Origin of the sequence: Streptomyces sp. AJS327, from assembly GCF_013450295.1 — a bacterium.
In the GTDB taxonomy this organism is placed as follows: domain Bacteria; phylum Actinomycetota; class Actinomycetes; order Streptomycetales; family Streptomycetaceae; genus Streptomyces.
Genome location: NZ_SKBR01000001.1, coordinates 2,382,738 through 2,406,649, shown reverse-complemented (window position 1 = coordinate 2,406,649; position 23,912 = coordinate 2,382,738). Strand labels below are relative to the sequence as shown.

The window sequence follows — 23,912 nt, the reverse complement described above, 5'->3', positions numbered from 1 at the left end:
GCCGGGGCGGACGTCGCGGTGGACTCCGGGGGCGGTCAGTCGTTGGGGCGCAGCGTCCAGATGACGGTCATCTCGCCGGTGGTGTCGCCGTCCTCGCGGGTGATCGCGACCCGCACCGGGAACTCGGGCCGCGCCCCGGAGTCGAGTTCGGCCACCACCTCGGCCACCGGGCGGCCGAGTTCGGCGGTGGCGGTGAGCGAGCCGCGTGCCAGCTTCAGGAAGTCGATCTCCGCGTGGGTGGGCAACGGCACGGCGCGTGCGAGCTGGTCCCCGAAGGCGGTGAGCACGATGGCGCCGCTGGCTGACTCGGCGAGGGTGAACATGGCACCGGCGTGCGGTCCACCGACGTGGTTGCGGTAGGCGGGCTGGTCCGGGAGGGCCACGACCACGCGCTCCGCCGAGGTCTCCAGGAACTCCAGGTTGAGCGTGCTGACCATGGGCACCATGGCCGCCATCATCTCGCCGACCGAGGGCTGCGACTCTGCTGACATACCCGAATGTTACCACCGAGTAATACGTCCGGACGGCCACCCCCGCCCGCTGGAACCGCGGCTTCCACCACACCGCCGTGTCGCGGCCGTGTACCGGGACGGTACCGAAGCACGGGCGGAGGTGACCGACTCCCGGCGCGCCCCATACAGTTAGGCGCCATGTGGCCAGGACAGCAGCAGCCCGGTGGCGAGCAGAACCCGCAGCAGCCGAACCCCTACCAGCAGCCCGGGTACCAGCAGCCCAACCCGTATCAGCAGCCCGGATACCAGCAGCCGGGGCCGGACCAGAACCCCTACCAGCAGCCCGGAGGGTGGGGGGCGCCCACCGTGCCCGGGCAGCCGCAGGGCCCTCAGGGCGGCGGCGGGAAGTCGAAGAAGACGACGACCATCATCGCGATAGCCGCGGCCGTCGTCGTGATCGCCGGGTCGGTCGTCACCGGCGCCGTCCTGATGTCGGACGACGACGGCGAGAAGGACAAGGCCGACGACAAGCAGTCCAACGAACCGCAGGGCGGGGACGGCGGGAAGAAGCCCTCCGGCGGTGACGGCGGGAAGGGCGGGGAGGACCCCTCCCCCGAGCCCTCGGAGTCCAAGGACCCGAAGGAACCGACCATCAAGGGCTGGCAGGCGGTCACCAACCCCAAGCACTACAGCACCTTCGACGTGCCGGGGGACTGGAAGGTCGCGACCTCCGGCACCTACGTGGGCTGGGGGGAGAAGAAGCCGAAGAACGGCGGCTTCCCGACCGCCCAGGTCACCATGAGCGCCCCCGCCTTCAACAAGGAGGACTGGTGCGGTGAGAACTCCTCGATGGCGGCCGTCGGCACCAAGGGCGCACAGGGGGCCAAGAACACCAAGGAGGCCACCGAACCGCAGGCCGACTCCTTCGCCTACTTCGCGTACGGCGAGGAGAAGGACACCATCAAGCGGGCCAAGGCCAAGCCGTTCAAGAACAAGCACGGCATCAAGGGGCACATCGCGGTGGCCAAGGCGGTGGGCGTCAAGAAGAAGGACAAGTGCGACACCGACGGCCAGGTCGTGGCGGTCTCGTGGCTGAACGCCAACGACGACCTGGCGACCTTCCTGATGGTCGCCAACACCGGCGTCAAGGGCGCGGTCTCGAACGACACGATCATGAAGATCATCTCGACCCTCCGCTCCTCCGGTACGCCCGGCGAGGACGACAACCCGCGCGGCTGAGGCGGCACCGCCCGCCGCGCGCACCCGCGGAACGCCCGGCGGAGGGGTCACGCCGGGCGGACGCGGACCCCTCCTGGGCCGCTGGAAGCTCCGATCGGCCGTCATCGCGCCCCGCTCTGGTCACCCGACGCTGAAGGCGCCCTCCGGCGGCTCCGGCGAGGGCACCCCGGCACCGTCGGGCGGCGGATCGGCTGGCGCGTGCAGCCGCGCCAGCCCGGCGCCCCGTACGACCCGCGCGGGGAAGGGGTCGGCCGCCGCCCGCCGGGCGAGCGCCTCGACCGGCAGCGGCCGCCGGGACGCGGCGAGCACGATGTTGCCGAACCGGCGTCCCCGGAGCACGGCGGGCTCCGCCAGCAGGCACAGTTCCTCCCCGAACACCGCGCGCGCCGCGGCGATCTGAGTACCGAGGAATCCGAACGGGGCACTGTCGGCGAGGTTCGCCACATAGACGCCGCCGGGCCGCAGGGCCCGCGCCGCCGCGTGCGCGAAGCCGAGGGTGGTCAGGTGCGCGGGGACGCGGGTGGCGCCGTAGACGTCCACCACCAGCGCGTCGGCCGACTCCGCGGGAGCGGCCTCCAGCACGGCCCGGGCGTCCGCCGTCTCGACCCGGACGTCCGCCTCCGGCGGCAGCGGCAACCGCTCGGCCACCAGCGCGGACAGCGCCCCGTCCGCCTCGGCGACCCGCTGCCGCGAGCCCGGCCGGGTGGCGGCGAGGTAGCGCGGCAGCGTGCAGGCCCCGCCGCCCAGGTGCAGCACGTCGAGGGGCTCCCCCGGCCCGGCCGCGGTGTCGAGGAGGTGCGCGATCCGGCGCAGGTACTCGAACTCCAGATGGCGGGGGTCGGCGAGGTCCACGTAGGACTGCGGGGCGCCGTCCAGGGTGAGCAGCCAGGCGTCCGGCCGGTCGAGGTCGGGCAGCAGGCGGGCGGTGCCGCCGTCCACGGCGCGGCTGACGGGCGTCGGCTGGTCCATGCCCCCATTGTGCGCGGCCCCGCCCCCACGGCCTCACCCGCGTGCGGCGTCCCGGTCGGCCGCCACGCGACCCCCGGGAGTCACCCGGGGAGAGGCCCGGGAGACCGCCGTCCACCGCGCGGGCGGGCGCCCGCGCCACCGCCCCGGGGGTGAACCGGCGGAAACGGGGTGGCAGGAAGCTGCACGGCTCAACTCGGCGGAAGCACATATTCGTCGGTTACGCTCCCCTCGTGTCCGTCCCCGCACCGCAGTCCGGCGGAGCCTCCTCTCGTCTCACCCAGACGCTGCGCTCCCCCTGGTCCCGATTCGGGCTGCTGCTCGTCCTGCTCTCCGCCGCCGCCACCGCGATACTCGTGTACGAGCCGCAGCGGCTGCTCCAGCACGGCTGGCCGCCCGCTCTCTCCGGCGGGACCGCCCTCGCGCTCTTCGCCGCGGCCTACGGCGCCTGCACGGCGGCGCTGCTGCCCCGCCCGGTGCTGAACCTCGCGGCGGGCGCCCTGTTCGGGGCCCAGGCGGGCACGGCCGCGGCCGTGACCGGGACGGTCATCGGCGCCGGGCTCTCCTTCGGCCTCGGCCGCGCGCTCGGCCAGGACGCGCTGCGCCCCCTGCTGCGGGCCCGCTGGCTGACCGCCGCCGACCGGCAGTTGAGCCAGCACGGCTTCCGCTCGATGCTGGTGCTGCGGCTGCTGCCCGGCATTCCGTTCGCCGCCTCGAACTACGGCGCGGCCGTCTCCCGGATGGGCTGGCCCGGCTTCCTGGCGGCCACCGCGCTGGGCTGTGTGCCGAACACCGCCGCGTACGCGGTGGCCGGAAGCCAGGCGACCACCCCCACCTCCCCCGTCTTCCTCGGCGCGCTCGCCGTCATCGCACTGCCCGCCATAGCGGGCGCGGCGGTCGCCTGGCGCCGGCGGCGGGCGGCGCGGCGGGTCCTCGCGGGGGCCGCGGCCACCCCGGCCCCGCCAGCCACGGTCCTCGCGACCACCGCGCTCCCGGCCGCCGGGGAACCCGCCATGCCCGGAGCCCCGGACGACGACCTCCCGCGGGCGCGAAACCATACGCTCTGACGCGAACCGTCCGATGACGATCCAGGGACGTGCGCATCGCAATGAGTTGGTTCGAAAGCCTCGTCCTGGGCCTGGTCCAGGGGCTGACCGAGTTCCTGCCGATCTCGTCCAGCGCGCATCTCCGCCTAACCGCCGCGTTCGCCGGATGGGAGGACCCGGGGGCGGCGTTCACCGCCGTCACCCAGATCGGCACCGAGACGGCGGTCCTGATCTACTTCCGGCGGGACATCGCCCGCATCCTCTCCGCCTGGGCCCGCTCCCTCGTCCGTCCCGAGGCGCGGCGGGAGCACGACGCGTGGCTGGGCTGGCTGGTCCTCATCGGCTCGCTGCCGATCGGCGTGCTGGGGCTGACGCTGAAGGACCAGATCGAGGGCCCGTTCCGGGACCTGCGTCTCATCGCGGTCTCCCTGATCGTGCTGGGGCTCGTGCTGGGCGCCGCCGACCGGTTCGCCGCCGGCCAGGGCACCGCCCCCACGCCGTCCGCCACCCGCCGGTCCCGGACGGCCCCGGAGCCCCGCGGCTCGGGCAAGACCGTCGAGCAGCTGACGGTGCGGGACGGACTGCTCTACGGCTGCGCCCAGGCACTCGCCCTGATCCCCGGGGTGTCCCGGTCCGGCGCCACCATCAGCGCGGGCCTGTTCATGGGCTACACCCGGGAGGCGGCGGCGCGGTACTCGTTCCTGCTGGCCATCCCGGCGGTCCTGGCCTCGGGCCTGTTCGAGCTGCGGCACGTCGGCGAGGGGCACGTCTCCTGGGGGCCGACCGTCCTCGCCACGCTCCTGGCCTTCCTGGTGGGATACGCGGTCATCGCCTGGTTCATGCGGTTCATCACCACACGCGGCTTCATGCCCTTCGTGGTGTACCGGATCCTGCTCGGCCTCGTCATCCTGGCCCTGGTCGGGGTGGGAGCGCTCACCCCGCACCAGGGCCCGTCCGTGGGCTGACCGCCACCCCGCCCGGTACCGGCGGGGACGGCGGCCACCCGGCCGGGCTGGCGTCGGACAGCCGCTACGGGTGCCGGACGGCCGCTACGGCGAGACGCCGCGCCGGGCCATCCAGGCCACCGGGTCGACGGCGGAGCCCATCTCCGGCCCGAGCCGCGCCTCGAAGTGCAGGTGCGGACCCGAGGAGTTGCCCGTCGACCCGGCGAGCCCGACGAGCTGACCGGTCCGCACCCGCTGTCCCGGCTCCGCCAGGATCAGCGAGAGGTGCGCGTACTGGGTGTAGGTGCCGTCGGGATGCCGGAGGACGATCTGGTTGCCGAACCCGTCGGAGCAGTCGACCCGCTCCACCACCCCGTCGCCCACCGCGTAGATCGGCGTCCCCTGGTCCACCGCGAAGTCCTGGCCGGAGTGGCGGCTGGCCCAGCGTCCCCCGACCCCGCCGTATCCGGCCGACAGGACGTAGTCCTCGGTCGGGAGGGTCCAGCGGCGGCCCGGAGCGGGGCGCGAGTCCGCGGGGAGGGGGACCACCGGGCACCCGGGCTTCACCCGGCCCCGCCTCAGCAGTTCGTCCCGCAGACCCCACAGCCGCCCGCGCACCGTCTCGCGCAGCCGCTTCTGCCGGTCCTCCGCCGCCCGTGCCTCACGCAGCCGCCGTTCGGCCGCGTCGCGGGCCCGGCGCAGCCGCTCGCCGGTCCCCTCGTGGGCACGGAGCACCCGCGCCGCCGCCCGCTCCCCCTGACGCAGCGTGCCCAGCCGTCGGAGCAGCGACTGCGGGTCCCGCTCGGCGGCGAGCCCGCCGAGGTCGGCCAGGGGACCGGCGCGGTACTGCGCCCGGGCCAGGGCTCCGAGACGCGCGCTGAGCAGGCCCAGCCGGGCACGGTGTACCCGCGCGGTGCGGCGGCGCCCCTCGGTCACCCGGTACTGGGCCGCCGTCACGGCCCGGGCCCGCTGGTAGGCGGCCCCGGCCCGGGCGGCGTCGGCGAAGGCGCGCTGGAGCCCCTGGCCCGCGCTGGGCCGTCCCGGGTTCCCCGGGCCGCCCTCGGCGCGCGCGTGCCCGGCGGGGCCCAGTCCGCCGAGGCAGACGGCGAGCAGCGGGAGCAGGAGCAGCGCCACCAGCCCGCCGCGCGGCCCGCGGGGGGTTCCGGCGCCCGCCCCGCGGCCGGGGGCGGGTATCGGGTCGGGAGGTGGCGGACCGGAGGGGGCGGAGGACGGCGCCGGGTGGGGAGCGAGTTCGGTGGAGGGTCGGGGGTCCCGGTGGGACGGCGGTTCCGGGCGGCGAGCCGTGCGATGCGGAATCACCTTCCGATCATCGGTTCATTGGCCCGGTCGGATCCGGATGGTGGCCGCCGCACACGCCGCAGCGTCGTTCCAACGGGGGCAACCGCTCCCGGCCAGGGTGCCGGGCCGACTGGCCAGAAGCGCATCCCCTGCCAGACGTAGCCGGGCGGCCACGGCGTACTCCGTGCGCGGTACGCGAGAACGCCACCGGCAGATGACGACATCCGCGCCGCCGAGGAGCATGGTGGAGGTATGCAGGCGATAACGGCCCACCCACGGAGCACGCCGTGAGCCCTCTGGTGGCGGCGGTGCTGCTCTCCGTCCTGTCCGCCGTCTGCTACGCCTCGGCCGCGATCGTTCAGGAGCGGATCGCCGCGACGACGGCGCCCAGCCGGTACGGGCTGCTGCGCAGCGGACGCTGGTGGGGCGCGGTGGTGCTCCAGGGGTCCGGCGCCCTGCTGCACGTGCTCGCCCTCTGGCTGGGGCCGCTGCTCATCGTGCAGCCCCTCGGGGTGCTGACCCTGGTGCTCGCGGCACCCATGGCCGCGCTACTGGTCAAGCGGCCGGTGTCGGCGGCGGGCAAGCGCGGTATCGCGCTGGTCTCGGCCGGACTGGCCGTCCTGCTGCTCCTCACCGGCGGTGGCGGCTCCAACGCGCTGGGGCACGGCGAGCAACTGGCCCTCGCCGCCGTCGTCCTGGGGTCACTCGCGGGACTCACCACGGCCGCCGTGGCACTGCGGCGGCGGGCGCCCCGGGTGCGGAGTGTCGCGCTCGCGACGGCCGCGGGCATCGCCTACGGCGCGGCCTCCGTCTTCCTCAAGGCGGTCTCCGAGGAGTGGGAGGGCTGGGCGCTCTCCTCGGCTACGGCGCTGCCCGTCCTGCTGCTGATCGCGGTGCTCGCGACGACGGGCCTCGCGACCTCCCAGGCGTCGTACCGGGGCACCGGGCTGGCGGCGCCGCTGGCGACCACGACGGTGGTGAACCCGGTGGTGGCGGCGGCCGCCGGACTGCTCCTGCTGAACGAGGGCTTCCGGTACGGCCTGCCGGGGGCGCTGGCCGCGCTGCTCGCCTCGGCCGTTGCCGCCTGGGGGCTGTTCGCGCTGGCGGCGGAGGGCGCTGGGCGGCGCGACGGCCCTGGCGGAGGCGGCCGGGGAGGCTCCTCCGGCCCGCCCGCCGAGCACCCCGGCCGGGGCGGAGAGGACCGGGACGAGGAGGCGGAGACCTCCGGCCCGGTGCGGCCGCTGCTGATCCCGCGTCCGGCGGCTCCGCCCGGCGGGCCCCCGGCCAGTTGCCCGGCTCCGGCCCAGCCCGCCCCGCGCGTCGTCTGCGGCCTGCTGCGGCATCCGTCCGTCGCCCTGGACTCTGACCGCCCTGGGCCCCTCTGACCAGCTTCCCCGCCCGGCCGTCCCGGCCAGTCCGTCCCCGCGGACGGGGAGGGCGGCGACCGGGGGCGGAGGTCGGGTGCGGCGGGGTCAGCCGCCGTTCCGCTCCGCCTGCCAGGTGGCGTAGGGGACGCGGGCCAGGGAGCTGACCTCGCCGAGGGCGGCCCACTCGTTCTTGCCCATCCGCGTCATCGGGCGCATCCGGGTGGCCTCCGGGTGGCCCTCGCTGAGCACGTCCCCGGCGACGGCGGCGTGGACGACGCGGCCGAAGACCACCGTGGAGTCGCCGAGCCCGAGGGTGCTGTGCAGTTCGCACTCCAGCACCGCCGGGGACCCCGCCACCCGCGGCGGCCGGACCCGGTGGCTCGGCTCCCGCTCCAGCCCGACGGCGTCGAACTCGCTAATCCCGTGCGGGAAGTCCGTCGCGGTGGCGTTGATCTCCCCGAACAGCGGCTCGGGCGCCAGGTTGACCACGAACTCGCCGGTCGCCTCGATGTTGCGCAGCGAGTCCTTCCGGCCGACCGAGGAGAACTGGACGATCGGAGGCGCGACGCAGGCCACGTTGAAGAAGGAGTGCGGGGCGAGGTTGTCCGTCGTACCGTCCTGACTCACCGTCGACACCCAGGCGATGGGCCGCGGCACCACCGTGGCCGTCAGCAGCCGGTAGAAGTCGTTGCGGGGCATGGTCTGAGGATCGAAGTCGACACGCATGGTCCGCAGTATCTCCCGCGCCACAACCGCGCGGGCGACCGGCTCCGCACGGCTCCCTCCCCCTGACGTGCGACCGGAGGCGCCCCGGGACGGCGGGCGAACCGACATCCGGAGCCGGCGCCGTCACACCCGCGGCGCTCGCGCCCGCCGGGGCGCGGTCGGCCCCTGCGTCCGCGAGCGCCGGGCCGCGCGCGGGCTGGCGTCGGCCTCGGCGGCGGTGGGGAGTTCGGTCTTCCTGGCGGTGACGGAGCGGCCGGTCGCGCCGGGGGCGGGCGGGCGCCTCATGCCGACAGCCCGTCGCGGTCGCTGAGGTGCGCGAAGACGGTGAGGCTGAGGGCCGCGCCCACCGCGAGTCCGGCCAGGCTGAGCAGCAGCACCGGGAAGGCCAGGCCGAGTCCGGCGGTGAGGGGGCCGACGCTGGCACCGACGAAGAGCACGCATCCGTTCAGGGCCATGCCCCCGGCGCGGTTCGGAGCGGCGGTCTCGCCGAACAGGGTGATCATCGCCGGGATCGCGAACGCCACCCCGGTCACGTACACCAGGCTCGTCACGGCGACTCCGGCGAGCGAGGCCGAGAACAGCGCCTCCGCGGCGAGCCCGAGAGCGGCGACGGCGAAGCCGAGGCGCGCGACCCCGGCCATGCCCAGTCTGTGCGCGAGCCGTCCGGCGAGGAGGGAGGCGAACATGCCGGGCAACCCGGCCAGCCGCAGCCAGGTCACCCCCGACGCCCCCAGCCCGAGGGTCTCCAGGTGCGGGCCGAGACCGGTGTACATCGCGACGAACCCGAGCAGCAGCGTGACGTGCGCGAGGGCGAGCAGCAGGACCCGCGGCATCACCGCGACGCGGCCCATCGCGGCGAACCGGTGCCCGAGACCGCCCGGTCCCTCCGCGCGCCGCCGCTCGACCACGAGGACGGCGACGCAGCCGAGGCAGACGGCGAGCACGCCGCCGCACAGGCCGAACACCCAGGCCCAGCCGAGCGTGAGCGAGACGGCGGAGGCGAGCACCTGTCCGGCGATCCCGGCGACGAGGAACGCCGTCGACATCGCTCCGATCGCCACCGGGCGGCGCCGTGGCGGCGCCGCCTCGGCGAGGTAGGCGAGGGCGACCGGCGCGAAGCTGGCCGCCGCGAACCCCTGCGCCGCCCGCAGCACCCCGAGGCCCGGGACGTTCGACGCCAGGGCGGTGCCGAGCGTCATGGCGGTCAGCAGGGCGAGACCGATCACCAGAACGCGCTTGCGCCCGTACTGGTCGGCCAGCGGCCCCCACACGAGGAAGCCGACCGCGTAGCAGAGGCTGAACGCCGTCGACAGCGCGAACGTCACATCCCCGCCGAGGTCGCGGCCGACCGGTGTGACCAGCGGGATCGCGGCGTACATCTGGGTGAGCACGAACAGCGCCGTGCCGGCGAGCACGACGATCGCCGCGGTCGAGGCCGGATACGCGGACTCCGGTGGCGTGGTCCGTCCGGCTGCCGGATCACGCGTGGTGGGCGTGGGCGAGGACATACTCTCTCCGTTTCCAACGGTAGCGTTGGTGATGACCGTAGTACCGTGCCCCCCAAGTAGCAACGCGAGCGTTGGAGATGGCCGCCGCCCGGGCGCCCGCACCACGCCGCGGATGGGGAGCGCGATGGCGTGGGACGTCGAGGGCACCAAGCGGGCCATCCTGGAGGCCGCGGTCGCGGAGTTCGCCGCGCACGGCCCGAACGGGACAACGGTCGAGCGGATCGCGAAGGCCGCCGGGGTGAACAAGGAACGGGTCTACAACTACTTCGGTGGCAAGCAGTCGCTGTTCGCGACCGTGCTCCGCGACGAACTCGCCAAGGTCGCCCGGGACGTGCCGGTGGAGTCGTTCGCGACCGAGGACATCGGCGACTACGCGGGCCGGGTCTACGACTACCACCTCGCCCACCCCGCGCTGGGCAGACTGCTGCGCTGGGAAGGTCTCGCCTTCACCGCCGAGGTTCCCGACGAGCGGCAGCGGCGGCGGTACTACGGGTACAAGACCGCCGCCGTGCGAGACGCCCAGGACCGGGGTGTGGTCACCAGCGAGTTCGACGCGGATCATCTCATCTTTCTCGTGCTCTCGCTGGCTGGCTGGTGGTCCGCGGTACCGCAGGTCGCGCGCATGCTGACCGGCGAGGCGGGCGATGACGCCGAACACGCCCGCCGGCGCGCGTCCGTCGTCGCGGCCGCGCGGAGACTCGGACGTCCGTAGCGTCGGCGCCCGCGACCCACCCGAGCGTGGTGACGCCAGGGAGCCCCGGCCCTCGAACACCCCGGCCCCCGGCGCCCACCTCCCCGTGCTCCCGCCGGGGACGGCCCCGCCGTCAACACCCGGCGGCGGCGCCGTCCGCCCGCACGCCGGATCGGCCGCGCCATCCCGGCCCCCACGAGGACCGACGCCGTTCCGGGACCGCTTCCCCGGCCAGCCCCACCCCGAGTCGGGGGCCGCCGGATCGCCGCGCTCCCCCACCGAGGGCCACCCCCGACGGGGACCGTCCCGGCGCGGGAGACGCGCCGCTCCTCACCACCGGGCGATGACGCCGAACACGCCCGCCGGCGCGCGTCCGTCGTCGCGGCCGCGCGGAGACTCGGACGTCCGTAGCGTCGGCGCCCGCGACCCACCCGAGCGTGGTGACGCCAGGGAGCCCCGGCCCTCGAACACCCCGGCCCCCGGCGCCCACCTCCCCGTGCTCCCGCCGGGGACGGCCCCGCCGTCAACACCCGGCGGCGGCGCCGTCCGCCCGCACGCCGGATCGGCCGCGCCATCCCGGCCCCCACGAGGACCGACGCCGTTCCGGGACCGCTTCCCCGGCCAGCCCCACCCCGAGTCGGGGGCCGCCGGATCGCCGCGCTCCCCCACCGAGGGCCACCCCCGACGGGGACCGTCCCGGCGCGGGAGACGCGCCGCTCCTCACCACCGGGCGATGAGCGGCGGCGCGTCCGGCCCGTACCGCCGCCAGGCTTCGGCGAGGCGGGTCAGACGGGCCGGGGCGGCGATGCCGCGCACCGTCGCGATCCGGCCGTGGGCCAGGTCGAACGTCACGGCGCCGACGACCTGGTCGGCCCGCGTGAAGAGGATCGCGGGGGCGCCGTTGACGTGCGCGGAGTGGACGGTGAGCGGGCCACCGGCGAAGCGCCGTTTCGCGGCCGTGGAACGGAAGCCGGACCGCGCGATGGCGGCGACGTCCCGTGGGGTGTCGTACCGCAGCAGTCCGCTGGTCAGACCGGCGCCGTCGGTGACCGCGGTCGCGTCGTCGGTGAGCAGTTCCACCAGCCGTTCGGTGTGCCCCGAGGAGGCGGCGGCGAAGAACTCCTCGGCGACCCTGCGGGCGGAGGCCGGGTCGACCTCGCCGCCGCGGCGGGCGGCGGTGACGCGGCGCCGGGCCCGGTGGAGGTGCTGCTGGCTGGCGGAGTCGGTGATGCCGAGGATCTCGGCGATCTCGGCGTGCCGGTACGAGAAGGCCTCGCGCAGGACGTAGACGGCGCGCTCGGGCGGTGACAGCCGTTCCATCAGCGTGAGTACGGCCAGCGAGACCGACTCCCGCTGCTCGGCCGTCTCCGCCGGTCCGAGCATCGGGTCGCCGTCCAGGAGCGGTTCGGGCAGCCAGGCCCCGGCGGTGCGTTCGCGGCGGACGCGTGCCGAACGGAGCCGGTCCAGGCAGAGGTTGGTGACGACCTTGGTCAGCCACGCTTCCGGCACCCTGATCCGCCGCCGGTCGGCGGACTGCCAGTGCAGGAACGCGTCCTGCACGGCGTCCTCGGCGTCGGTGGCGGAGCCCAGCAGCCGGTACGCCAGCGAGGCCAGCCGGTCCCGGCTGGCCTCGAACCGGCTGGTGTCGAAGCGATCGGCGGCGGCGCCGTCCACACCGGCCACCCTATGCGGAGACACGACCACCGTCCCCGGCCGGTGCGCCCGGAGCGGTCGCCAGGCGGCGCCTGCGACGGGGCAGGCCCATGGTCGGGTGCCGCGTCCCCCACAGGGCGCCCCCGATGACGCCCGACTTGAACCGCGCCGCCTTCCGGCCGCCCACGCACCACGGTTTCGCCGCACCGTCGCCGTCGACCCACTGGAGGATCCCGTCCCGCCGTCCGAGGCTGATGGCGTTGTACAGGTAGGTCAGCTTGGCGTTGGCGACCTCGCGGCCGGTGAGGCGCCCGATGATCGCGTTGACCGCCTGCCGGCCGGTGCAGCCCGCCGAAGCGCAGGACATCGGCAGTGGGTGGCCGTTGTCGCCGAGGACGTGAACACTGTCGCCGACGGCGTGGACCCGCGGATGGGAGACCGACCGCATGGTGCGGTCGACGACGATCCGGCCGTTCTCCGTGACCTCCAGACCGCCCGCGGCGGCGAGGGGGCTCGCCGTGAACCCGGCCGTCCACACGGTCACGTCGGCCGGGAGGACGGTGCCGTCGGCGCACACCGCCCCGGCAGCCTCGACGGCCGTGACGGTGGCGTGCTCCTGGACGGTGACCCCCAACCGCTCGCAGGCTCGGCGCAGATGGGCCCGGGCCCGGACGGAGAGCCGGGCGCCCAGCTCGCCATCGGCGGCCAGCGTCACCGACAGGCCGGGCCGGGATTCGGCGATCTCGGTGGCGGTCTCGATGCCGGTCAGCCCGTCGCCGACGACCAGCACCCGCCCGCCGTCGTCCAGGCGCTCCAGGCGCCCCCGCAGGCGCAGTGCCGAGGGCCGTCCGGCGACACCGAAGGCGTGCTCGGGTACGCCGGGGACACCGTGGTCGGCGGCCTGGCTGCCGAGCGCGTAGACGAGGGTGTCGTAGCCGAGTTCGCCGCCGCCGTCGGCGTCGGCCACGGCGACGGCCCGCCGTTCGGGGTCGACGGCGGTGACCCGGGCCACGCGCAGCCGTACGCCCGTGCCCGCGAAGACGTCGGTGAGCGGCGGCGCCGCGACCTCCTGGCCGGACGCGAGCTGGTGCAGCCGCATACGCTGGACGAAGTCCGGCTCGGCGTTGACCACGGTGATCTCGGTGTCCGCCGGGGACAGCCCGCGGGCCAGGTTCCCGGCCGTGAAGGACCCGGCGTATCCGGCGCCGAGGACGACGATGCGGTGTTTCATGTGCCGCTCCTGTCAGGTCGCTTGCTCTCGGAGGCTGAGCGCGACAGCGACCCGGTTCCTGACGGGGACCGCGTGTGACATGGGCCACAGGGCGCGGTGCCGCGGTCCGTCCCACGCTGGCGTGGGGTGTCACGGTCGTGGACCGAGCACCGTGGGCGGTGTGCGAACGGATGGTCACCGTGCGTACGGTGACGAGTGTCCCGGGCCGGGGCCCTCAGCGGCCATCCGGGGCCAGGGGGTTCAACACGACACGTACGGGGGTGCGTTCACATGTCCATCCACAGCGGCTTCCCGCTGCCACCGCACGAGAAGGCCGCGCTGCTGCGGGAGTTGAGGGCCTCCCCGGAGACCCACTCCGCACGCCGCCGACGGCTCGGGGTGGTGACGATCATGCTGGCGCTGCTGGCGGCGCTCCTCCTGTTCCTGCCGAGCACCCACACCGGCCAGGCCAACAGCGACGAGGAAGCCCCGGCGTACGCCTGCGGTTCGGTCATCCTGCCGAAGGACGTGGTCAACGGGCACTACTCGCGCGGGACGCACGGCTGCGTCGCGAAGCGCGCCCGGTACGCCGGCTGGGCCGGACTGGCCCTGGTGAGCGCCGCGCTGAACGCCGGGGTGGCCATCGTGCTCCGGGAGCGGGCCCGGGGGCGGGACGCGGGGCCACGGGACTGAGCCGCGCGGCCGACGGGACGATCCGGGGACGTACCAGTGGCGGACACCCCGGCCCGGCCCGTCCCGCCGGGTGGGGACCGTTCCCCGGGCCGCCCGACGAGCGCGGGCGAACCCCTCCACCTGCGGCGACACGGCGCAAGTCGCCGGGCGGCGGCGGACCTTGGCGACGCACCTCTTGCGTCACCGCATCGTACGTGCTCGGATGACATGGGCGGGCCAATCCCCGGATGCACCGCTCACCCACCCGCGCCACGCGGGCTGACCACTCGACGTCCCCTGCCCGTACACCCGTTGACCGAGTTTCGGAGTTCCGGAGTTCCGGGAGATCCCCGAGCCCCGCGCGGGCCCGTACCACCGCGTCCGTGTTCCACCCCCGCCAAAACCGGGACCGTGGTGGCGACCACCGAGCACCTGGAGGGACCCGTGTTCGACCTCTCGTCCGCCGATCTGCTCGACGCCTTCACCCGTGAACTGGGGCTCTGCAAACTGCGCGCGGGCGAGCACGCCGTCGTGCTCTCCGAGCCGGGTAGCCGTGGTGACCACGTCGCCGCCGCCTTCGGGGCGGCGCGGGCGCACGGCGCGCACGTCATCGCCGCGACCGTCCCCGGCGGCCGTCCGGCGGCGCCGTCGGGAGCCGGGAGGGGCACCGCGCCGGAACCGGCCGCGATGCTCGACGACGCCGCGGCGCGCGCCCTGCTGACCGCCGCCGACCTGGTCGTCGACCTCACCCGCGAGGGGGTGCTGCACTCCCCGGCGCAGCGGGAGATCCTCCACTCGGGCACCCGGATCCTCTACGTCCACGAGCCGCCCGGCGTCCTCCTGCGGAACCTTCCGGAGGAGGCGGACAAGGCGCGGGCCCAGGAGGGGGCGCGACTGCTGGCCCGCTCCTCGGTGATGCGCGTGGCCTCGGCGGCGGGCACCGACCTCACCGTGTCCCTCGCCCGGTCGCACCCGGGCTTCCAGTGCGGCTTCACCGACGACCCCGGCCGCTGGGACCACTGGCCGAGCACCATGGTGCTGTGCTGGCCGGAGGTGTCCGAGGGGCGGATCGTGCTGGCGGAGGGCGACATCGTGCTGCCCTTCCAGACCTACGTACGCCAGCCGGTGACCCTGGAGATCGCCGACGGGCACATCCGGGAGGTCACCGGCGGCGCTGGGGCCGCGCTGCTCAGCGCCTTCTTCGACGAGTCGGGCGACCGGTGGGCGCGGAGCCTCTCGCACATGGGCTGGGGCCTGATGCGGGGCGCCGACTGGTTCGCCAGCGCGACGTACGGCCGGGGCGACCTCATGGGGATGGACGCCCGCGCCTTCGCCGGGAACTTCCTGTGGTCCACCGGCCCGCACCCCTACCTCCACCGGGAGACCGACGCCCACCTCGACATCGCGATGCGCGGCTGCACGGTCACCGTCGACGGCGTCCGGGTCGTCACCGACGGCCAGCTCGCCGGAGGCTGACGCCCCCTCGCGTCCGGCTCGTAGCCCCTCGCACCCGGCTCGCCCGTCCCGTCGGAACCGCCTCGCCTCAGGAGGAACCGTGGCTCTCAGCCAGTCGTACGAAGTCACCGTCGTCGGCGGAGGTCTGGGGGGACTGACCGCCGCTCTCGCCCTGCGTCAGCGGGGGTTGCGCGTCCAGGTCCTCGAACAGGCCCCGGAGCTGGGCGAGGTGGGGGCCGGCATCCAGACCGCGCCGAACGCCAGCCGGGTCCTGCTGGCGCTGGGGCTGCGGCACCGGCTGGAGGCCATCCGCACCGAACCGCAGGACCAGGTGCGCCGCCGCTGGCGGGACGGCCACATCATCGGCCTGACCCCGCTCGGACGCCGGGTGCGCGAGGAGTTCAACGCGCCCTACTGGCACTACCACCGCGCCGACCTGCACCGTGTGCTGCTCGGCGCCTGCGTCGACCCGCTCGGTCCCGGACCCGCCGTGCGCGTGCGCACCAGCAGCCGCGTGGTCGCGCTGGACCGCGCGCGGCCCGACCGTCCCACCGCGATCACCGACGACGGCGTCCGGCACGGGGCCGACGTCCTCATCGGGGCCGACGGGGTCCGCTCCGCGGTGCGCGAACTGCTCGGTGCCGAGGACACCCTGGTCTTCTCCGGGGACATGGCCTTCCGCACCCTCATCCCGGGCGCGCCGCTCCGCGCGGACCCGGCCACCCGCTTCCTCTTCGACCGCTACCAGAGCACCATCTGGTACGGCCCCGGACGGCATCTGGTCCACTACCTGATCCGGGAGGGCGAGTGGTTGAACGTCGTCGGATGCGTCCCGTGCGGCGAGGAGCCGCCCGGGGAGTGGGCGGTGGACGGAACCACCGAGGAACTCGTCGACGCCTTCGCGGGCTGGGACGACCGGGTCGCCGCGATGCTCTCGCGGGCCACGGGCCACATCACCCGCTTCGCCCTCCACTACCGCCGCCGCGACCCGGTGTGGGTCGACGGGCGGGTGGCGCTGCTCGGTGACGCCTGCCACGCCATGCTCCCCTACCAGGCCCAGGGCGCCTCACAGGCGATGGAGGACGCTGCGGTGCTGGCCGAGGAGCTGGGCGCGGTGACGGCTGGCGGCGTGGAGGAGGCGCTGCACCGGTACGTCGCGCGCCGCGCCCAGCACGCGGGCATGGTGCAGGAGGCGTCGCTGCGCAACCGCACCTTCTACCGCTACCCCGACGGGCCCGCGCAGCGGGACCGGGACGCCAAGCTGGCCGAGCGCTTCGACGGCGAGTCGGACGTCTCCTATGACTGGCTGTGGCGCGGCAGTCCGCTCGACACCGCCGACGAGGAGGCGTTCGGCTACCGCCACCGCCGCTGACGCCGCAGCGCCAGCGGCGGGGCGGCCGGACCGGCGGGGAGGGTGAAGTACCGGCGCTCCCCGGTCACTTGGGGCTTGAGAGACTGAGGCGCCCCGCCGCCCGCCCCCGCACCGCCGTGTGCACGAAAGGCCGTCATGCCAGCGCGACCACCCCGGCACCCGTCCCGTTTCCTTACCCAGGCGGCCCTCGCCGACCTCGCGGACCTCCCGGCGAGCAGCCGCTGGGTGCGGCGGGACGGTCTGCGGCTGCACGTCCTGGACTACGGCGGGGAGGGCGTGCCGCTGCTCGTCCTGCCGGGCCTCGCCAGCCCCGCCGTCACGCTGGACGGTGTCGCCCGCGAACTCACCGACCTGGTCCGCCCGGTGGTGCTCGACCCGCGCGGCCACGGGCTGAGCGACGACGGCGCGGACCACTCCCCCGACGCCCTCGCCGCCGACGCCGAGGCCGTGGTGAACGGGCTGGGACTGCCGGAACCGCTGCTGCTCGGGCATGGTCTGGGCGCCCGGATCGCCGCGGCCACCGCCGTCCGCGCCCGCGTCCCGCTGCGCGGCACGCTGCTCGTCGACCCGCCGCTGGGCGGGCCCGGGGCCGCCCGGAGCCCGGCCGCCCCGGCCTCGCTCGACGAGGAGGTGCGCCGGGCGCGGGAGGGCGCGGACCCCCACGGGGCGGCGGACCTGTGGCCCCGATGGTCGCGCCGCGACCGGGAGTTGCGCGCCCGCTGGCTGCCCAGTTGCGGCGAGGAGGCGGTCGCGGCGGCCCACTGCGCCGTCACGGAGGAGGGCTTCCCCAGCTGGTGGCGCGCGGTGCCCGCGCCGGTCACCCTGGTGTACGGCGCGGAGAGTCCCGTCGTCACGGCGCTGAAGGCCGCCGAGGCGGCGACCGCTCACCCCGGCGCCCGGCTGGTACGCGTCCCGGACGCGGGGCACATGGTCTTCTGGGACGCCCCACGGCCCGCCCTGCGGGTGCTCCGCGCCGCCCTGACCAGGACGCTCACCGAGCCGGGCGGTGGCCGCGCCCTCCCCCGGCCGCGCGCCGCCGGTGTCCCGGCGGAGCCGTCCACCGCACCCCCGGCCGCCCCCACGGGGGAGGTCGAGGTCCCCGAGGAGCTGACCGCCGCGCCCGGCTACCTCGCCCGCCGCCTCTACCAGGCCTATCTCGCCGCCTGGCTGCGCCATGTGGACGGGACACTCACCGGCCCGCAGTTCGCCGTCCTCCAGATCACCGGCGCGTACCCGGGCACGGACCAGAAGACGGTGGCCGGCGTCGCCGCCCTCGACACCTCGACGATGGCCGACGTAGCCCGCCGTCTGGAGGCGCGGGGACTCCTCGCCCGCGCCCCCTCGCCCTCCGACGCCCGGCGCAAGCTGCTGCGGCTGACCGAGGAGGGGCACGCCGCCCTGGACGACGCGAACCGGCGCGCCCGCGCGCTCGATGAGCGCCTGCTCCAGGCGTTCCCGGCGAGCCAGCGGGGCGAGGTCCCCCAGCGGCTGTCGTCGCTGGCGGAGCGCTGGGAGCGACTGTCCGGAGAGTGCTGAGCACCGATGACTCCCGCGGGACCCGGGAGCAGTGATCGAATGGGGCGAGTACGGAAAGCCGATTCCGTCGACCACCGCTTCGAGAGGAAGTCACAGATGGCACAGGAGGTACGCGGCGTCGTCTCACTCAGCGTGAACGAGCCGGTGCGGGTGGAGACGATCGTGATCCCGGACCCCGGTCCGGGCGAGGCGGTCGTGCGGGTGCGGGCGTGCGGCGTGTGTCACACCGATCTGCACTACCGCGAGGGCGGGATCAACGACGAGTTCCCCTTCCTGCTCGGGCACGAGGCAGCGGGCGTCGTCGAGACGGTGGGCGAGGGGGTCACCGAGGTCGAGCCGGGTGACTTCGTCGTCCTCAACTGGCGTGCGGTGTGCGGGCAGTGCCGCGCCTGCCGCCGTGGACGGCCGTGGTACTGCTTCGCCACGCACAACGCGTCCCAGCCGATGACGCTGACCGACGGCACCGCGCTCTCCCCCGCGCTGGGCATCGGCGCGTTCGCGGAGAAGACGCTGGTCGCCGCGGGGCAGTGCACGAAGGTCGATCCGGCGGCGTCCCCGGCGGCGGCCGGGCTGCTGGGCTGCGGGGTGATGGCCGGGCTCGGCGCGGCGATCAACACCGGGAACGTCTCCCGGGGCGACAGCGTGGCGGTGATCGGCTGCGGCGGGGTCGGCGGCGCGGCGATCGCCGGGGCGCGGCTCGCCGGGGCCTCGCGGATCATCGCGGTGGACCTGGACGAGCGGAAGCTGGAGCAGGCGCGGTCCCTGGGCGCCACGCACACCGTGCACGCCCGCGGGGCGGACGTGGTCGAGAGCGTCCGGGAGCTGACCGGCGGGTTCGGCGCGGACGTGGTGATCGACGCGGTGGGGCGGCCGGAGACGTACGCCCAGGCGTTCTACGCCCGTGACCTGGCGGGCACCGTCGTACTGGTCGGGGTGCCCACCCCGGAGATGGAGCTGAAGCTCCCGCTGCTGGACGTCTTCGGGCGGGGCGGGGCGCTCAAGTCCTCCTGGTACGGCGACTGTCTGCCGGAACGGGACTTCCCGATGCTGATCGACCTCTACCTCCAGGGGCGGCTGGACCTGGACGCCTTCGTCTCCGAGACCATCTCGCTGGACGGGGTGGAGGAGGCGTTCGCGCGGATGCACCGCGGCGAGGTGCTGCGCTCGGTGGTGGTCCTGTGACCTCCTCAGCCTCCGGGGCGCGCGTGGAGCACCTGACGACCTCCGGCCTCTTCTCCCTGGACGGGGGCGACTGGGAGGTCGAGAACAACGTCTGGCTGGTGGGCGACGACCACGAGGTGATCGTGATCGACGCCGCGCACGACGCGGACGCCGTGGCCGCCCGGATCGGGGACCGCGCGCTGCGGGCCATCGTGTGCACCCACGCCCACAACGACCACGTCAACGCCGCCCCGGCGCTGGCCGAACGGACCGGCGCCCCCATCCTCTGCCACCCGGACGACCTCCCACTGTGGCGGATGACCCACCCGGACCGGCTGCCGGACGCGGAGCTGGCCGACGGTCAGGAACTCACCGTGGCCGGAACCCCGCTGCGGGTGCTGCACACCCCCGGGCACGCGCCCGGCGCGGTCTGCCTGTACGCGCCGGAACTGGGGGTGCTCTTCTCCGGGGACACCCTCTTCCAGGGGGGACCGGGGGCGACGGGCCGCTCGTTCTCCGACTTCCCCACCATCGTCGCCTCGATCCGTGACCGGCTGCTCGACCTGCCGGGAGACACCACCGTGCACACCGGGCACGGGCCTGACACCGCGATCGGCAGCGAGGCGCCACACCTCCAGGAGTGGATCGACCGCGGCCACTGAACACCCAGCGGTCCGCCGGGGCCGCGCCCCCTCGTCGAGCGGAGCGCGGCCCCTAACGCCCCCGTCCCCGGACCGCCGGGTGCGGGGGCGTCGGTCACTCGCGGCGCGTCGCGGCGGGCTAGGTTCCGCGCCCGGCGCGTTCGGTCCCGGCGCGTTCGGTCCCGGGGCGCCGCTGTCTCACGCCGCCTCGTCGAGCACGGTGGTGAGCCTGTCGACCAGCAGGTCGACCTCGTCCTCGCTGATCGTGAGCGGGGGTGCGAAGCGGACCGTCGAGCCGTGCGTGTCCTTGGCCAGCACGCCCAGCGCGAGGAGCGCCTCACTGGCCGCACGGCCGGTCATCAGGCGGGGGTCGATATCGGCTCCGGCCCACAGTCCCCGCACCCGCACGGCGTCGAGGCCCCGCCCGACGAGCCGGGTGAGCCCGCGCTCCAGCCGCTCCCCCAGCCGGCGGGCGCGCTCCTGGTACTCCCCGGTGCGCAGCATGGCGACGACCTCGTGGCCGATCGCCGCGGCCAGGGGGTTGCCGCCGAAGGTGGAGCCGTGGCTCCCCGGGGTCACGAGGCCCAGTACGTCGGTGTCCGCCGCGATGGCCGAGACCGGGTAGAGGCCGCCGCCGAGCGCCTTGCCGAGCACGTAGACGTCCGGGACCACGCCCTCGTGGTCGCAGGCGAAGGTACGGCCGGTGCGGCCCAGGCCCGACTGGATCTCGTCGGCGACCATCAGCACTCGGCGCTCGGTGCACAGCTCGCGCAGGCCGCGGAGGAAGCCGTCGGGCGGGAGCACCACGCCGCCCTCCCCCTGCACCGGCTCGAAGAGCACCGCTACCACGGAGTCGTCGAAGGCGGCGGCCGCCGCCGCGAGGTCGCCGTAGGGCACCGAGCGGAACCCGGGGGTGAAGGGGCCGTAGTCGGCCGTCGCCACCTCGTCGTCCGAGAAGCTCACGATGGTCGTGGTGCGGCCGTGGAAGTTACCCCGCATGGTCACGATGGTGGCCTCGCCGGGCGCGACGCCCTTGGCCCGGTACCCCCACTTACGGCTGACCTTGAGCGCCGTCTCCACCGCCTCGGCCCCCGTGTTCATCGGGAGGACCATCTCCTTGCCGGTGAGGTCGGCGAGGGCGTGGGCGAACGGGCCCAGCTGGTCGTTGTGGAAGGCCCGGCTGGTCAGCGTCAGCCGGTCGAGCTGCTCCCGCGCGCGCTGGACGAGGCGCGGTGGGCGGTGCCCGAAGTTCAGGGCCGAGTAGCCCGCCAGGCAGTCCAGGTAGCGACGGCCCTCGACGTCCGTCACCCAGGCGCCCTCGCCGTCGGTGAGCACCACGGGAAGGGGGTGGTAGTTGTGCGCGGCGTAGCGCTCGGTGAGGGCGATGTGCTCGGCGGAGCGGGCGGTCTGACCGGCGTCGACGGAGGTCATGGAGCTGCCTTCCTGGGTGGGCTGGTCGCCCGGGACGGGCTGGGTGGCCGGGGGGTCGGAACCGTGCGGGCCGTCCGGGACCGCCCGGCGCCGTCGGGGCTGTCCGGGGCGGAGGGGCGGCGCACCATGCGGGGAGAACGAGAATTTTCTTTCTACGCCATAGACGAGTATCATGTAACTCTCGTTACGGTCAACGGGAGCCGTTGCTCGGCCCGTGCGCAGCCCCTGTGCGGTGCTGACTCAGCCCCCGGTTCCCGTCTGGCCACCCGTCACGAACACGTCAGGCTGGTGTCGTTGCTTGCTAAAGTCAGACCATGAGTGAAGTCCCGGACGATCTCACCTCCGTGCGCAAACTGCTGATGACCACGATGGACACCCTCAGCAACAGTGAACGGAAGGTCGCCCGCGCGCTCCTCGCCCAGTACCCCACGGCCGGCCTGACGACGGTGGTGGACCTCGCGGGCACCGCGGGGGTCAGCCCGCCCACCGTCGTGCGCTTCGTGACCCGGCTGGGGTTCAGCGGCTTCGCCGTCTTCCAGCGGGCCCTGGTACACGAGTTGAACAGCGAACTCGGCTCCCCGCTCAAGCAGTACCCGCAGAAGGGGCGCCCCTCCAGGTCGGGCGTGCTGCACGAGACCCAGTCGGCCTTCGCGGAGATGCTGTCCACCTCCTACGACGAGCTGCCGGAGTCCGAGTTCCGGAAGCTGGTGCGGTTCCTCCGCGATCCCGGACGCGAGATCCGGGTGACCGGCGGCAGGTTCAGCCGTCTGGTCGCGGAGTACCTCGTCATCCACCTCCGGCTGCTGCGGCCGGGGGTACACGGGGTGGGACCCGAGGAGCTGGACCGGCGCACCACCATCGCGGACGCGGGACCGCAGACCACCGTGCTGGTCTACGACTACCGGCGGTACACCGAGCGCAGCCAGCACTTCGCGGAGGAGATGGCGGGCCGTGGCGCGACCGTCTGCCTGATGACCGACAACTGGCTGTCACCGATCGCCAAGGTGGCCAAGGTGGTGTTGCCGGTCCGGGTGGACTCCACCTCCCCGTTCGACTCGCTGGTCGCCGCGATGGCCGTCACCGAGAGCCTCGTGGCCGCCGTCGCCTCGCAGTTGGGAACGGCCGGTATGGAGCGGCTGGAGCTGCTGGAGTCCGCACTCCAGGAGGAGTGACCCCGGGGCCGCGCCCGCGCGCCGGGCCCCGGGGCTCCGGAGGGAGTTCAGCCCTCGGCCGCCGCGGTCAGCGCGACGTGGACCGCGGCGAGGGTGGCGTCGACGTCGTCCTCGGTCGTGGCCGCGTTCAGCCTGCGGTCCCCGGTGGGGAAGGCCGGTTCGAGGATGCCCTGGGAGAGCAGCGAGGCGTGGTAGCGCTGGTACATCCCGGCGTCGGACTCCTGGGCCTCGCGGAAGTTGGCCGGTGCGGTGTCGCGGAAGTACACGCACCACTCGGAGCCGAGCCCGGTGACGGTGGCCCGGACCCCGGTGTCCGCGATGGCCCGCTCGATACCCGCGCGCAGCCGCTCGCCCAGTGCGTAGAGCCGGGTGAAGACGTCCTCCTCCACCATCAGGTCGAGCGTCCGGTTCGCGGCGGCCACGGCGTACGGCGAGCCGTTGTAGGTGCCGTCGATCGTCGCCTCGTTCTTGCTGTAGGCGCCGAGGTGCCCCATGAGGGTGTCCCGGCCCGCTAGGCCCGCCAGCGAGTAGCCGTTCGCGACGGCCTTGCCGAAGGCGGTGAGGTCGGGCGTCACCCCGCAGACCGACTGGTAGCCGCCGAGCGCGGCCCGGAAACCGGTCTTGACCTCGTCGAAGACGAGCACCACACCGTGCTGGTCACACAGCGCCCGGAGAAGTTCCAGGAAGCCGGGGGCGGCGGCCACGCAGCCGAAGCTGTGGACATACCCCTCGGCGAAGGCGACCGCGAGGTCGCTGCCGTGCCGCTCGAAGGCGGCGCGCAGCCCCGCGGCGTCGTTCCACTCGACCACGACCACGTCGTCCACCAGCGCGGGGTGCAGCCCGTTGCTGTTCGGGGTGTTCAGGGGCGAGTCGGCGGTGAGGTCGGCCCGGGAGCTGCCGACGGCCACGTGGTCGCTCCAGCCGTGGTACGAGCCGTGGAACTTCAGGACCTTCAGACGGCCGGTGGCGGCCCGCGCGACGTGCACGGCGTGCATGGTCGCGTCCGTGCCCGAGGTGCAGAACGCGACCTTCTCGGCCGAGGGCATGGCCTCGCAGATGCGTTCCGCGAGTTCGTACTCGCCGGGCTGCGGGCCGACGCCGGTCAGGTCGCAGGTGCTGACGGCGCGGAACACCGCCTCGTTGACGCGCGCGTCGCAGTGCCCCAGCACGATCGGGCCCCAGGCGTTGAGGTAGTCGGTGTAGCGGTTGCCGTCCTCGTCCCAGACGTAGGCGCCGGAGGACCGGACGAAGACCTGCCGCCACCCGACCCGGTGCCCGGAGGAGACACCACGGGGCACGACGGCGCGTGCCCGGTCCCAGGTGGTCGGCTGCTGACTGGAGGGTGCGGTCATGGCCACTCTTCTCTCGTCG

Annotated in this window: 22 protein-coding genes; 12 read left to right on the top strand and 10 right to left on the bottom strand. The window is 74.7% G+C overall.

What is annotated here, in order from left to right; genetic code table 11:
- Positions 1-35 precede the first annotated feature (35 nt).
- The gene (locus E0L36_RS09560) at positions 36-491 is read right to left on the bottom strand and encodes a DUF4442 domain-containing protein (RefSeq protein ID WP_180928386.1); all 456 of its coding nucleotides are present in this window, start codon (positions 489-491) and stop codon (positions 36-38) included.
- A gap of 159 nt (positions 492-650) precedes the next feature.
- Here E0L36_RS09560 and E0L36_RS09555 point away from each other — a divergent pair, with 159 nt between their 5' ends.
- A complete protein-coding gene (locus E0L36_RS09555) occupies positions 651-1,691 on the top strand; it encodes a hypothetical protein (RefSeq protein ID WP_180928385.1) in 1,041 nt (346 codons plus the stop codon).
- 120 nt (positions 1,692-1,811) lie between these two features.
- Here the strand turns inward: E0L36_RS09555 and E0L36_RS09550 are convergent, their stop codons facing one another.
- Complete coding sequence (locus tag E0L36_RS09550) at positions 1,812-2,660, bottom strand: spermidine synthase (RefSeq protein WP_180928384.1); 849 nt, start codon at positions 2,658-2,660, stop codon at positions 1,812-1,814.
- 230 nt (positions 2,661-2,890) lie between these two features.
- Here E0L36_RS09550 and E0L36_RS09545 point away from each other — a divergent pair, with 230 nt between their 5' ends.
- Together E0L36_RS09545 and E0L36_RS09540 are read left to right on the top strand one after the other, a co-directional pair.
- Positions 2,891-3,724, top strand: a complete 834-nt coding sequence (locus E0L36_RS09545) for a TVP38/TMEM64 family protein (protein ID WP_180928383.1) — start codon at positions 2,891-2,893, stop codon at positions 3,722-3,724.
- A 41-nt stretch (positions 3,725-3,765) separates the two neighbouring features.
- Positions 3,766-4,668 carry an undecaprenyl-diphosphate phosphatase gene (locus E0L36_RS09540; protein WP_180928382.1) on the top strand — a complete coding sequence of 301 codons (903 nt, stop codon included), beginning with the start codon at positions 3,766-3,768 and terminating at the stop codon, positions 4,666-4,668.
- Between the two features lie 84 nt (positions 4,669-4,752).
- Here E0L36_RS09540 and E0L36_RS09535 read toward each other — a convergent pair whose 3' ends face one another.
- Positions 4,753-5,781 carry a M23 family metallopeptidase gene (locus E0L36_RS09535; RefSeq protein ID WP_180928381.1) on the bottom strand — a complete coding sequence of 343 codons (1,029 nt, stop codon included), beginning with the start codon at positions 5,779-5,781 and terminating at the stop codon, positions 4,753-4,755.
- Between the two features lie 452 nt (positions 5,782-6,233).
- Between E0L36_RS09535 and E0L36_RS09530 the strand changes: the two genes are divergently transcribed.
- Positions 6,234-7,331 carry a DMT family transporter gene (locus E0L36_RS09530; RefSeq protein WP_180928380.1) on the top strand — a complete coding sequence of 366 codons (1,098 nt, stop codon included), beginning with the start codon at positions 6,234-6,236 and terminating at the stop codon, positions 7,329-7,331.
- Positions 7,332-7,418: 87 nt separating this feature from the next.
- Here the strand turns inward: E0L36_RS09530 and E0L36_RS09525 are convergent, their stop codons facing one another.
- The 3 genes from E0L36_RS09525 to E0L36_RS09515 form a co-directional block, all read right to left on the bottom strand.
- Entirely contained in the window at positions 7,419-8,039 is a 621-nt protein-coding gene (locus E0L36_RS09525; protein WP_180928379.1) for a flavin reductase family protein, read from the bottom strand.
- Positions 8,040-8,162: 123 nt separating this feature from the next.
- Positions 8,163-8,324 carry a hypothetical protein gene (locus tag E0L36_RS09520; protein ID WP_180928378.1) on the bottom strand — a complete coding sequence of 54 codons (162 nt, stop codon included), beginning with the start codon at positions 8,322-8,324 and terminating at the stop codon, positions 8,163-8,165.
- Positions 8,321-9,547, bottom strand: coding sequence for an MFS transporter (locus tag E0L36_RS09515; protein WP_180928377.1), 1,227 nt, complete (start codon positions 9,545-9,547; stop codon positions 8,321-8,323). The genes E0L36_RS09520 and E0L36_RS09515 overlap by 4 nt, the downstream gene beginning before the upstream one ends.
- A gap of 124 nt (positions 9,548-9,671) precedes the next feature.
- Between E0L36_RS09515 and E0L36_RS09510 the strand changes: the two genes are divergently transcribed.
- Positions 9,672-10,259, top strand: a complete 588-nt coding sequence (locus E0L36_RS09510) for a TetR family transcriptional regulator (RefSeq protein WP_180928376.1) — start codon at positions 9,672-9,674, stop codon at positions 10,257-10,259.
- A 699-nt stretch (positions 10,260-10,958) separates the two neighbouring features.
- Here E0L36_RS09510 and E0L36_RS09505 read toward each other — a convergent pair.
- Together E0L36_RS09505 and E0L36_RS09500 are read right to left on the bottom strand one after the other, a co-directional pair.
- Complete coding sequence (locus E0L36_RS09505) at positions 10,959-11,912, bottom strand: sigma-70 family RNA polymerase sigma factor (protein ID WP_180928697.1); 954 nt, start codon at positions 11,910-11,912, stop codon at positions 10,959-10,961.
- 10 nt (positions 11,913-11,922) lie between these two features.
- Positions 11,923-13,122, bottom strand: coding sequence for an NAD(P)/FAD-dependent oxidoreductase (locus E0L36_RS09500; RefSeq protein WP_180928375.1), 1,200 nt, complete (start codon positions 13,120-13,122; stop codon positions 11,923-11,925).
- A 270-nt stretch (positions 13,123-13,392) separates the two neighbouring features.
- Between E0L36_RS09500 and E0L36_RS09495 the strand changes: the two genes are divergently transcribed.
- The 6 genes from E0L36_RS09495 (at position 13,393) to E0L36_RS09470 (ending at position 19,959) form a co-directional block, all read left to right on the top strand.
- Complete coding sequence (locus E0L36_RS09495; protein ID WP_180928374.1) at positions 13,393-13,794, top strand: hypothetical protein; 402 nt, start codon at positions 13,393-13,395, stop codon at positions 13,792-13,794.
- A 423-nt stretch (positions 13,795-14,217) separates the two neighbouring features.
- Positions 14,218-15,249, top strand: a complete 1,032-nt coding sequence (locus E0L36_RS09490) for a hypothetical protein (protein ID WP_180928696.1) — start codon at positions 14,218-14,220, stop codon at positions 15,247-15,249.
- 79 nt (positions 15,250-15,328) lie between these two features.
- A complete protein-coding gene (locus tag E0L36_RS09485; protein WP_180928373.1) occupies positions 15,329-16,600 on the top strand; it encodes an FAD-dependent monooxygenase in 1,272 nt (423 codons plus the stop codon).
- 135 nt (positions 16,601-16,735) lie between these two features.
- Positions 16,736-18,136, top strand: a complete 1,401-nt coding sequence (locus tag E0L36_RS28250) for an alpha/beta fold hydrolase (RefSeq protein ID WP_308416681.1) — start codon at positions 16,736-16,738, stop codon at positions 18,134-18,136.
- Between the two features lie 96 nt (positions 18,137-18,232).
- The gene (locus tag E0L36_RS09475) at positions 18,233-19,318 is read left to right on the top strand and encodes an S-(hydroxymethyl)mycothiol dehydrogenase (RefSeq protein ID WP_180928372.1); all 1,086 of its coding nucleotides are present in this window, start codon (positions 18,233-18,235) and stop codon (positions 19,316-19,318) included.
- Positions 19,315-19,959 (top strand): MBL fold metallo-hydrolase, encoded by a 645-nt coding sequence (locus tag E0L36_RS09470; protein ID WP_180928371.1) that lies wholly within the window; start codon positions 19,315-19,317, stop codon positions 19,957-19,959. Before E0L36_RS09475 ends, E0L36_RS09470 begins: the two co-directional genes overlap by 4 nt.
- A gap of 177 nt (positions 19,960-20,136) precedes the next feature.
- Here the strand turns inward: E0L36_RS09470 and rocD are convergent, their stop codons facing one another.
- Positions 20,137-21,369: an ornithine--oxo-acid transaminase gene (rocD, locus tag E0L36_RS09465; RefSeq protein WP_180928370.1), complete on the bottom strand. Its 1,233-nt coding sequence runs from the start codon at positions 21,367-21,369 to the stop codon at positions 20,137-20,139.
- A gap of 314 nt (positions 21,370-21,683) precedes the next feature.
- Between rocD and E0L36_RS09460 the strand changes: the two genes are divergently transcribed.
- Positions 21,684-22,541: a MurR/RpiR family transcriptional regulator gene (locus E0L36_RS09460; RefSeq protein WP_180928369.1), complete on the top strand. Its 858-nt coding sequence runs from the start codon at positions 21,684-21,686 to the stop codon at positions 22,539-22,541.
- Positions 22,542-22,588: 47 nt separating this feature from the next.
- Here E0L36_RS09460 and E0L36_RS09455 read toward each other — a convergent pair whose 3' ends face one another.
- Positions 22,589-23,893 (bottom strand): aspartate aminotransferase family protein, encoded by a 1,305-nt coding sequence (locus tag E0L36_RS09455; protein ID WP_180928368.1) that lies wholly within the window; start codon positions 23,891-23,893, stop codon positions 22,589-22,591.
- Positions 23,894-23,912: the final 19 nt, after the last annotated feature.